This window comes from Nocardia sp. MH4 (genome assembly GCF_019266065.1).
Taxonomy (GTDB): Bacteria; Actinomycetota; Actinomycetes; order Mycobacteriales; family Mycobacteriaceae; genus Nocardia; species Nocardia canadensis.
This window is the reverse complement of the sequence record NZ_LPNR01000099.1, coordinates 93,135-102,368: the sequence shown is the minus strand read 5'-3', so window position 1 is coordinate 102,368 and position 9,234 is coordinate 93,135. Positions and strand designations below refer to the sequence as shown.

Below are 9,234 nucleotides of genomic sequence, written 5' to 3'. Positions count from 1 at the left end.
CGGCCGACAGCCCGGTGACCGTCGACGCCTGACGCGGAACCATCCACCGACCGCCCCCTGCCCGCCTCGGGCCGGGGGCGGTCGCCTCTGCCACCCCGGTCGGCCCGACGCCCGACAGCCCGCTGACCTCGGCGCCTGACGACAGCGGCCAGCTGGTCGACCTCGCCGGGTGACAGGTCTCCGACGACGAAGGCGCCACGCCGAGCGCCCGCTGCCCCACCTCGGGCGCGGGGGACAGCCCGCGAACCCGCCGGTCCTGGTCAGGCGTCCGCGCGCGGACGACAGCGCCGCGCGCGCGGGCGGGCCACCAGGGGCCGCGGGTCCGGGTGCCACGGCGCGCCAAATACACTCGCCTGTGTGCTCGCACCCGAGCGGCGGACGCGCGCCGATATCTTTGCCGCAGCGGCGATCGCCGTCATCCTTGTGGTGGCGGCGATCGTGGTGTGGGCGCGAGCCGACGCCACCGGGACCGATTCGGTCACCGCGGCCTCGCCCGCGCCGACGGTGACCGCGGCGACGCAACTACCCGCGACGCTCGGCGAGGTGTGGCACGCGGCCGATACCGCCGGCCGCCGAGCCCTGACCTCCGGCAATGTGGTGGTGACCGGCGACGACGGCACCGTGAGCGGCCGCGACCCGGTCACCGGCGAGCAGCTGTGGTGGTATCGCCGCGACATGCCGCTGTGCGCGGTGGAATCCCAGTTCGGCACCGTCATCGCCACCTACCGCGATCAGCGCGGCTGCAGCCAGACCGCGATGCTCGAGTCCGACACCGGCGCGCGCAAGGTCGCGCGCAGCAGCTACATGGACGACGACATCCGGGTCACCGGCGACGGCACCTATCTGCTCGCTCTCGGCCCCGACCGGCTGGAGATGTGGCGGTCGGACCTGGTACGCACCCTCGAATTCGGCTACGTAGACGCCCCGGTGAACCCGAACACCCAGCCGCGCAGCGGGTGCGCGCTGACCTCCGCCGCGTCGAGTTCCGCGCGGCTGTCGGTGCTGGAGCGCTGCCCCGCCGACATGACCGCCCGGCTGACCGTCCTCAACCCGGCGCCGAAGGAATCGACCAACCCCGAGGAGTACGGCTCGCGGGTGCTCACCGCGCCCGGCGCGGACTCCCCCGAACTGCGCGTGCTCGCGGTGTCGGACAACAAGACCGCCGTCTACTACCCGGCCACCCCGGCGACGGCGACCGGTCTCGGCCTGCCCGCCCGGATCGCCGTGCACGACGGCACCGGCAACGAGATCGCGGTGCATCAGCTGGCCGCGCCGTGGAACCCGCGCACGAACACCGTGACCCGGCTCGGTTCGGCGATCTACGTCTTCACCGGCGACAGCCTGATCGCGTTGAGCGCGAACACCTTACAGCCGGTCTGGACGGTCCGCGACGCGCTCGGCACGCCCGCGCTGATGGCGGGCAGACTGCTGGTGCCGGTGGCCGACGGACTGATCGCGGTGGACACCGCCACCGGCGAGACCGTCGCCCGGATCCCGCTGCAACGCACCGACTACCAGGGCGACACCATCTCCACCGCGGTCCTTGGCACGACGGTCTTCGAACGCCGCGGCGGCCAGCTCTACGCCCTCGGCTGAGGATGCCGCCGCGACGGCGCCTGCCATGATGGACCCATGTCCACTCCCGACGCCCGGTTGGTCCTGCTGCGCCACGGTGAAACCACCTGGTCCAGTCAGCGACGGCACACCAGCCACACCGATCTGCCGCTGACCCCGCTCGGTGAAGCCCAGGCGCGCTCGGCCGGACTGGTGCTGAAATCACTCGACCTGCGCGATCCGCTGGTCTTCACCAGCCCCCGCCTGCGCGCCAGGCAGACCGCCGAACTGGCCGGGCTGACCCACGCCGCGATCGACGACGACCTCGCCGAGTGGGACTACGGCGACTATGAGGGCCTGACCACCGTCCAGATCCGCGAGACCGTGCCCGGCTGGACGGTATGGACCGCCCCCGTCCCCGGCGGCGAGAACGCCGAGCAGGTGGGCGCCCGGGCCGACCGGATCCTGGCCCGGGTCGAACCGATCCTGGCCGACCGCGATGTCGTACTGGTCGGCCACGGCCACTTCTCCCGCGTCCTGATCGCCCGCTGGGCCGAGTTCGCCGTCACCGAGGGCCGCCGCTTCGCCATGTCCACCGGCGCGATCACCGAACTCGGCTACGACCACGACGCCCACACCGTCTGGGGCCACAACCTCACCACCCGCACCGAACCGATCGAGGGAGCCGCCCGATGAGCGCTCTGGTCCGCCGCGCCACGCCCGCCGATGTGCCTGTGCTGGTGGAGCTGGTGCACGAGCTGGCCGAGTACGAGAAGGCGCCCGCGGAGTGCACGCTCACCGTCGAGCAACTGGACGCGGCGCTGTTCGGGGCGGCGCCCGCGCTGTTCGCTCATGTGGCCGAGTACGACGGGGTCGTGGTGGGGTGCGCGATATGGTTCCTGAACTACTCCACCTGGGACGGGGTGCACGGCATCTACCTGGAGGATCTGTACGTGCGGCCGGCGGCCCGCGGCACGGGGCTCGGTCGCGCGCTGGTCGCGGCGCTGGCGGCCGAGGCGGTCGCGCACGGCTACAGCCGGGTGTCGTGGTCGGTGCTCACCTGGAACACGCCGTCGATCGCGTTCTACGAATCCCTCGGCGCCGCACCGCAGGACGAGTGGATCGGCTACCGGCTCGCGGGCGACGAATTGTTGGCGCTGGCCGCGACCGCGGGCTGATCCGTGCGGATCGACGCGCCGCGCGAGTGGCCGCGCACGCCCGCCGAGGCGATCGCGCTCCAGGACGAACTGCGCCCGCTCGTGCGCGCGGAGAATCCGGCGCCGCCGCAATTCTCGACGGCGGCGGGAATTGATTCGGCCTACGCCGCGGACGGCACCGTCGCGACGGCGGCGGTAATTCTCGATATCGCCACCCTGGAGCCGGTGGAATCGGCAGTGGCACACGGAATTTCGACCTTTCCCTATGTGCCGGGACTGCTCGCTTTCCGGGAACTCCCGGCCACCGTCGCGGCGTTGGAAAAGCTCACCGGCACACCGGATCTGCTCGTCTGCGATGCCCAGGGCCGCGCGCATCCGCGCCGCTTCGGACTGGCCTGCCACGTCGGGTTGCTGGCCGGAATTCCGACCATCGGTGTCGCCAAATCGGTCTGGGGCGATTACGCCGAGCCCGGTCCGCGCCGCGGCGACGCCACCGACGTCACCATCGACGGCGAGGTGGTGGGGCGCGCGCTGCGCACCCGCGACGAGGTGAAGCCGCTGTTCGTCTCGGTCGGCCACCTCATCGACCTCGACACCGCCTGCGCGCAGGTGCTCGCCCTCACCCGGGGCTTCCGGCAACCCGAGACCACCCGCCGCGCCGACCACCTGTGCCGGGCGGCGCTGCGCGCGGCGACAGCCTGACTACGCGCCCTTGTGCTCGGTATCGGGCAGTTCGCCGTAGTCCTGGGCCATGAACCGGCTCGACGCCGGCGCGAACAGCGCCGCGAGCCCGCCGAGCGCGATGATCGCCAGCAGGCTGCCCCACAGCGGCTGGTGCGAGTCGGTCAACAGCGACCACGCCACCGGCAGCAACAGCACCTGGGCGATGACCGCGATCGCGCGGCCCCAGCGCTTGCCGCGCAGCAGGGCGATGCCGGCGGCGAGCACGCCGCCGAAGAGCACTCCGAACCACATCGCGGTGCCGATGCCGCTGGCCACCGACTGGTCGTGGCCGGTCAGCGCGCGCACCACCAGCACGACCGCGGTCCCGACACCGGCCAGGCCCTCCAGCGTCACCAGCGCGCCCGCGACCCGGATCGAGCTCGGGATGCCGGTCGGCACCGGTTCGTCGTCGCGCTGTTCGCCACCGTCTGTCACGTCGTGCTCCGCCACGTGCCCCAGCCTACGACGAGCTGTCGTGGCAGCCCGGCGCGCGCCGGGTGTTCACGGTCTCCCATTACGCTCGACATCGTGCGGACGCTGCTCATCGTCAACCCGAATGCCACCTCGACCACCCCGGCGACCCGGGATCTGCTCGCCCATGCCCTGGAGAGCCGGACGCAGCTGACCGTTGCGCACACCCAGCATCGCGGCCACGCGGCCGAACTCGCCCAGTGGGCATCCACGCAAGAGATGGACCTGATCGTCGTCCACGGTGGCGATGGGACGGTCAACGAGACCATCAACGGCTTCCTGCCGGTGCCCCAGGTGGGCGACGATCAGGTCTGGCGACCGCGGCTCGGCATCATCCCCGGCGGCTCGGCCAACGTCTTCGCCCGCGCCCTCGGCATCTCCCCCGATCCGGTCACAGCAACCAACCAGCTCATCGATCTGCTCGCCCGCGACGCCGACCGCCGGATCGGGCTCGGGCTGGCCGACGATCGGTGGTTCACGTTCAGCGCCGGCGTAGGTCTGGACGCCGATGTGTGCGAGGCGATCGACGTCGCCAGGGCGAAGGGCCGCAAGGCCACGCCCGCGCGCTATCTGCGGACCACCGTGCGCCAGTTCTTCCGCGCTCGGCGCGAGGATCCGCGCGTCACCGTCGAGGTCCCGGGACACGATCCGATCGATGAGGTGTATTACGCCTTCGTCACGAATTCGAGTCCGTGGACCTATCTCGAGGACCGTCCGATTCGCACGAATCCGGGGACGACCTTCGAATCCGGACTGGGCGTGTTCGCGGTTCGTTCGATGAGCGTGACCCGCACCCTGCTGCTTGCCAGGCAGTTGCTGGCCGAGAATGGAAACCCCAAGTCGGACAGCCTTTTCCGGGTGGACGATGTGCCGTCGGTGCACATCGAGACGCCCGACGAGATCGGCCTGCAAATCGATGGCGACTTCATCGGAAAACGCAAGATGGTGCATTTCACATCGGTGCCCGGCATCCTCGATGTGGTGGCTCCCAAGCCGTCCTGAACTCCGGACACGCGGAAAAATCTCCCGGTTGCGCTGCGAAAACCAGGAGACGCGAGTACAAAGGACCGGGCGGGTTCCCCCTGCGGGGCCCTGAGAGCGTGATCTCCCCCACGGTGCGCCGGACACCTATTGACATCTACGGTGTTCGTGAAAGCATTCACAAGCAACCGTGCGGAAACATTCGAGTCGCACAAGTGAACGATCCACTAACCAGAGGTGCCCTTTGTGGCGCCCGCGCAAAGGAGCAGAGGAATGGACTGGCGCCACAAGGCCATCTGTCGCGACGAGGACCCCGAGCTGTTCTTCCCGGTGGGTAACAGTGGTCCTGCGCTCGCGCAGATTGCCGATGCCAAGCTGGTCTGCGCCCGCTGCCCCGTCACTGCCGATTGCCTGTCGTGGGCCCTGAAGTCCGGACAGGATGCCGGCGTGTGGGGTGGAATGAGCGAAGACGAGCGTCGCGCGCTCAAGCGGCGCAACGCGCGCACCCGTACGCGTACCTCCGTCTAGTCGACGAAGGAGGCGTTGCCGGGCCATTCAGCCCGGCCCGGTAACGCATGTTGAGAACCCGGCACCTCGCGGTGCCGGGTTTATTGTTGCCCTCCAGCGGTTTTCGGATTTCTCAGCGTCCGGAGCGGCGGCCCAGCGGGACCCGCAACACCGCATCGGTGCCCACATCGGCACCGGGATGCAGACCGATCGAACCGCCGAGTTCGGAGGTCACCAGGGTCCGCACGATCTGCAGGCCGAGGCGGTCGGACCCCTCCAGACTGAACCCCGCGGGCAGCCCACGGCCGTCGTCGCTGATGATCACATCGAGCCAGCGGGCCGACCGTTCCGACCGAATCGTCACGGTACCGTTCTGCCCCGCGTCGAAGGCGTGCTCGATCGCGTTCTGCACCAGTTCGGTCAGCACCATGACCAGCGGGGTCGCGCGCTCGGCGGAGAACACCCCGAGCGAGCCCGCCCGGCGGACCTTGATCCGCGCGGTGTGCACCGTGGCCACGTCCGCCATGATCGGCAGCAGCCGGTCGACGACCTCGTCGAGGTCGACCTCTTCGTCCACCGACATCGACAGCATCTCGTGCACCGAGGCGATGCTGGTCACCCGGCGCACCGACTCCGTCAGCGCCACTTGGGCTTCCGGATTCTCGGTGCGGCGCGCCTGCAGCCGCAGCAGCGCGGCCACGGTCTGCAGATTGTTCTTCACCCGGTGGTGGATCTCGCGGATGGTCGCGTCCTTGCTGAGCAGCGCGCGGTCACGCCGCTTCACCTCGGTGACGTCGCGCACGAGCACAGCGGGCCCGGCCAGTTCGCCGCCCGGCCGCAGCACCAAGGTGCGCAGCAACACCGTCGCCCCACGCGCCTCGACCTCCATCCGGCGGCCGGTGCGCCCGGCCAGCGCGGCCTGGATGTCGGCCACCACTTCCTGCGCGTCGAACGGGTCGGTGATCAGCGAGCGGGTGGTCACCGCGAGATCCTGGCCGACCAGATCGGCCTGCATGCCCATCCGGTGGTAGGCCGAGAGCGCGTTCGGGCTGGCGTAGACGACGATGCCCTCGGTGTCGAGCCGGATGAAGCCGTCGCCGGCCCGCGGGCTCGAGTGGGTCGCCGCGCGATCCTCCGGCGTCGGGAAGCTGCCGTCGGCGATCATCTGGCACAGGTCGTCGGCACAGGAGACGTAGGCCGTCTCGAGGGTGCTGCGCACCCGGGAACGCGCCAGGTCGGAGTCGCGACTGAGCACCGCGATCACATCGTCACCGCAGCGCACCGGGATGGCCTCACGGACCGCGTGCACCGGGCTCGGGTGATAGACCTCACTGACCTCGACCTCGGTGTCGGTCCGCGCCGTCTCCCCGGTCAGCAGGGCGTCGAAGACCTGCGGGAAGTCGGTGCGCGAGGCCGTGGTGCTCACCTTGTCGTCCAGGTGGACCGTCGGCGCGGTCGTCGGGCGGATCTGGGCGACGCACACGACGTCGGCACCCTCGGCGACGGGCCCGGCGCCGACCCACAGCAGCAGATCCGAGAACGAGAGGTCGGCGAGCAACTGCCAGTCACCCACCACCCGCTGCAGATGGTCCACGGCGGTGCCGGGGAGGTCGGTGTGCTCGGCCAGGAGCTCGCTCAGAGTTGCCACGGTGGATCTACGCTTCGCTTCCTGGTGCGGGTCAGGCGATGGTGGCGATCAGGTCGCCCGCCTGGAGGACCTGTCCGGGCGCCACATCGATCGAGGTGACGTCACCCTCGACCTCGGTGAGCACCGGGATCTCCATCTTCATGGATTCGAGCAGCACCAGGGTCTGGTCGACCCGCACGTGCTCGCCCACCGCGACCTCGACAGCGAGCACGGTCGAGACCATCTCCGCGCGCACTTCTTCAGGCATGGCACCCCGTTCACTAGTCGTTCGGCCACCGCGATGCGCGATGGCCGTATCCGCCGAAGCTACAGCCAATCACACATGAAACAATGGCTCTCGATCAGATCGTGCTCCGCGCTCCGGCGGGGAGGACCCAGAGAAGGGAGCAACCTATGGGTAAGCGTGGACGTAAGAAGCGCAGCCGCAAGGGCAACGCAGCCAACCACGGCAAGCGGCCCAACTCCTGAGCTGCGCTCGGAGTACGGAAAAGGGGCACCCGTCGGGTGCCCCTTTTCTGTGTCCTGACCAGGGCGCTCAGCCCTCGGTGGTCTCGATCCTGGTGACCGTGATCGACCGGTGGATCTCCAGCTTCAGCCGGTCGCGCAGGCCCTCCGGCGCGTGCTCACCCCCGCACTTGCGGCTGAGCAGGCCCTTGATCTTCTCCTCGATGCCGTAGGCCTCGATGCACGGACTGCAATGGTCCATGTGCTCCTGGAGCCGGTCCCGGGTGGCCTGATCGCATTCGCCGTCGAGCATGAGCCACACGTCCGCGAGTACGGCAGTGCAGTCCATCTCCATGTCGGGGTCGCTCACTTCGTTACCTCCTGGCGTTCCCCACGGTCGAATCCACGTTCGCGCGCCACATCGGCGAGCAAACCCTTGAGTTGCTTGCGGCCGCGGTGCAGCCGGGACATCACGGTACCGATCGGGGTACCCATGATGTCGGCGATTTCCTTATACGGGAAGCCCTCGACGTCGGCGTAATACACCGCCATCCGGAACTCCTCCGGCAGCTGCTGCAGCGCGGCCTTGATCTCGTCGTCGGGCAGCGCGTCGAGCGCCTCCACCTCGGCCGAGCGCAGGCCCGTCGAGGAGTGCTCGGCGGTAGCCGCGAGCTGCCAGTCGGTGATCTCGTCGGTCGGGTACTGCGCGGGCTGGCGCTGCTTCTTGCGATAGGAGTTGATGTAGGTGTTGGTCAGGATGCGGTACAGCCAGGCCCGCAGATTCGTGCCCTCCTTGAAGGACTTGAACCCCTGGAACGCCTTCACATACGTCTCCTGCACCAGATCCTCGGCGTCGGCCGGGTTCCTGGTCATGCGCAGGGCGGCGCCGTAGAGCTGGTCCAGCATCGGGAGCGCATCGCGCTCGAACCGCGCAGCCAGCTCGGCTTCGTCGACTTCTGAGCCGGACGCCTCCGCAGGCACCACGTCGTCGTCGCTCGTCACACCAATCCCTTCGATCGCCGTAGTAGCCGAATCTACCGGCACCACGGAATCGAAGGGCAATCGCGCACCCTGCGGCGAGACGGGACGCTCCTCGAGCAGCAGTGTCACTATCTCTCCTTCGCGAGTTCGGCGGCGGGTGGGCTTGTCACTTGGGTGCAACATGCACCCCCGCATCGGTGTTCCCGGACGGACGGAAATGTGGTTGCCGAGCGGGGCACCCGCGTGATTAGGGTGACGCTCATGGCAGCCGCGTCGACTCCCGCGATCAAGATTCTCACCGGTGCGGGCATCGCCCACCGGGTGCACGCCTACGCGCACGATCCACGGGCGGAGTCCTTCGGTGACGAGGCGGTCGACGCGCTCGGCGCGGAACTGGGTGTCGAGGCCGCGCAGATCTTCAAGACGCTGGTGATCGAGCTGTCCACCGGGGCGCTGGCCGTCGCGGTGCTGCCGGTGCCCGCCAAGCTGTCGCTGAAGGCGGCCGCCGCGGCGCTGGGCGCGCCGAAGGCGAGCATGGCCGACAAGACCAGGGCCGAGCGCACCACCGGCTACGTCCTGGGCGGCGTCTCCCCGCTGGGCCAGCGCAAGAAGCTGCCGACCGTCGTCGATGCCTCGGCCCTGGACTGGGACCGGGTGCTGTGCAGCGCGGGCAAACGGGGCCTGGAGATCGAGCTGGCGCCGGCCGATCTGGTCCGCGCGGCGGCGGCCGTCACGGCCCCGATCACGGCCTGAGCAGCGCACAGCCAT

The 9,234-nt window shown here is 69.6% G+C and carries 13 protein-coding genes; 8 read left to right on the top strand and 5 right to left on the bottom strand.

Going from position 1 to position 9,234, the window contains the following annotated elements:
- Window positions 1–357: 357 nt before the first annotated feature.
- Genes ATM97_RS15305 through ATM97_RS15290 form a run of 4 tightly spaced genes read left to right on the top strand, consistent with a single transcriptional unit; the run spans window position 358 to window position 3,413 of the window.
- Window positions 358–1,596 (top strand): hypothetical protein, encoded by a 1,239-nt coding sequence (locus ATM97_RS15305; RefSeq protein WP_218718679.1) that lies wholly within the window; start codon window positions 358–360, stop codon window positions 1,594–1,596.
- Between the two features lie 36 nt (window positions 1,597–1,632).
- Complete coding sequence (locus ATM97_RS15300) at window positions 1,633–2,250, top strand: acid phosphatase (protein WP_218718678.1); 618 nt, start codon at window positions 1,633–1,635, stop codon at window positions 2,248–2,250.
- Window positions 2,247–2,732 (top strand): GNAT family N-acetyltransferase, encoded by a 486-nt coding sequence (locus ATM97_RS15295; protein ID WP_218718677.1) that lies wholly within the window; start codon window positions 2,247–2,249, stop codon window positions 2,730–2,732. The genes ATM97_RS15300 and ATM97_RS15295 overlap by 4 nt, the downstream gene beginning before the upstream one ends.
- Window positions 2,733–2,735: 3 nt before the next feature.
- Complete coding sequence (locus ATM97_RS15290) at window positions 2,736–3,413, top strand: endonuclease V (RefSeq protein WP_218718676.1); 678 nt, start codon at window positions 2,736–2,738, stop codon at window positions 3,411–3,413.
- Here the strand turns inward: ATM97_RS15290 and ATM97_RS15285 are convergent, their stop codons facing one another.
- Window positions 3,414–3,869, bottom strand: coding sequence for a hypothetical protein (locus ATM97_RS15285; RefSeq protein ID WP_308248489.1), 456 nt, complete (start codon window positions 3,867–3,869; stop codon window positions 3,414–3,416).
- 93 nt (window positions 3,870–3,962) lie between these two features.
- On the opposite strand from ATM97_RS15285, the gene ATM97_RS15280 reads away from it, so the two are divergent.
- Both ATM97_RS15280 and ATM97_RS15275 read left to right on the top strand, forming a co-directional pair.
- The gene (locus tag ATM97_RS15280) at window positions 3,963–4,907 is read left to right on the top strand and encodes a diacylglycerol kinase family protein (protein ID WP_218718675.1); all 945 of its coding nucleotides are present in this window, start codon (window positions 3,963–3,965) and stop codon (window positions 4,905–4,907) included.
- 252 nt (window positions 4,908–5,159) lie between these two features.
- Window positions 5,160–5,414, top strand: coding sequence for a WhiB family transcriptional regulator (locus tag ATM97_RS15275; RefSeq protein WP_022567051.1), 255 nt, complete (start codon window positions 5,160–5,162; stop codon window positions 5,412–5,414).
- A gap of 112 nt (window positions 5,415–5,526) precedes the next feature.
- Here the strand turns inward: ATM97_RS15275 and ATM97_RS15270 are convergent, their stop codons facing one another.
- Complete coding sequence (locus ATM97_RS15270) at window positions 5,527–7,041, bottom strand: sensor histidine kinase (protein ID WP_218718674.1); 1,515 nt, start codon at window positions 7,039–7,041, stop codon at window positions 5,527–5,529.
- A 31-nt stretch (window positions 7,042–7,072) separates the two neighbouring features.
- The gene (locus ATM97_RS15265; RefSeq protein WP_189026708.1) at window positions 7,073–7,288 is read right to left on the bottom strand and encodes a biotin/lipoyl-binding carrier protein; all 216 of its coding nucleotides are present in this window, start codon (window positions 7,286–7,288) and stop codon (window positions 7,073–7,075) included.
- Window positions 7,289–7,434: 146 nt separating this feature from the next.
- Between ATM97_RS15265 and ATM97_RS35005 the strand changes: the two genes are divergently transcribed.
- Complete coding sequence (locus ATM97_RS35005; protein WP_110293457.1) at window positions 7,435–7,509, top strand: 50S ribosomal protein bL37; 75 nt, start codon at window positions 7,435–7,437, stop codon at window positions 7,507–7,509.
- 67 nt (window positions 7,510–7,576) lie between these two features.
- On the opposite strand, the gene rsrA is transcribed toward ATM97_RS35005, so the two are convergent.
- Together rsrA and ATM97_RS15255 are read right to left on the bottom strand one after the other, a co-directional pair.
- Window positions 7,577–7,840 (bottom strand): mycothiol system anti-sigma-R factor, encoded by a 264-nt coding sequence (gene rsrA, locus ATM97_RS15260; RefSeq protein WP_218718691.1) that lies wholly within the window; start codon window positions 7,838–7,840, stop codon window positions 7,577–7,579.
- A gap of 11 nt (window positions 7,841–7,851) precedes the next feature.
- Window positions 7,852–8,649 carry a sigma-70 family RNA polymerase sigma factor gene (locus ATM97_RS15255; protein WP_316576358.1) on the bottom strand — a complete coding sequence of 266 codons (798 nt, stop codon included), beginning with the start codon at window positions 8,647–8,649 and terminating at the stop codon, window positions 7,852–7,854.
- Window positions 8,650–8,727: 78 nt separating this feature from the next.
- On the opposite strand from ATM97_RS15255, the gene ybaK reads away from it, so the two are divergent.
- The gene (ybaK, locus tag ATM97_RS15250; RefSeq protein WP_218718673.1) at window positions 8,728–9,219 is read left to right on the top strand and encodes a Cys-tRNA(Pro) deacylase; all 492 of its coding nucleotides are present in this window, start codon (window positions 8,728–8,730) and stop codon (window positions 9,217–9,219) included.
- Window positions 9,220–9,234 lie beyond the last annotated feature (15 nt).

Coding starts and splice junctions, on each gene's coding strand:
- ATM97_RS15300 (WP_218718678.1), top strand. CDS start 1,633: ATGTCCACTCCCGACGCCCGGTTGGTCCTGCTGCGCCACGGTGAAACC.
- ATM97_RS15295 (WP_218718677.1), top strand. CDS start 2,247: ATGAGCGCTCTGGTCCGCCGCGCCACGCCCGCCGATGTGCCTGTGCTG.
- ATM97_RS15275 (WP_022567051.1), top strand. CDS start 5,160: ATGGACTGGCGCCACAAGGCCATCTGTCGCGACGAGGACCCCGAGCTG.
- rsrA (WP_218718691.1), bottom strand. CDS start 7,840: ATGGAGATGGACTGCACTGCCGTACTCGCGGACGTGTGGCTCATGCTC.
- ATM97_RS15255 (WP_316576358.1), bottom strand. CDS start 8,649: ATGTTGCACCCAAGTGACAAGCCCACCCGCCGCCGAACTCGCGAAGGA.
- ybaK (WP_218718673.1), top strand. CDS start 8,728: ATGGCAGCCGCGTCGACTCCCGCGATCAAGATTCTCACCGGTGCGGGC.
- ATM97_RS15265 (WP_189026708.1), bottom strand. CDS start 7,288: ATGCCTGAAGAAGTGCGCGCGGAGATGGTCTCGACCGTGCTCGCTGTC.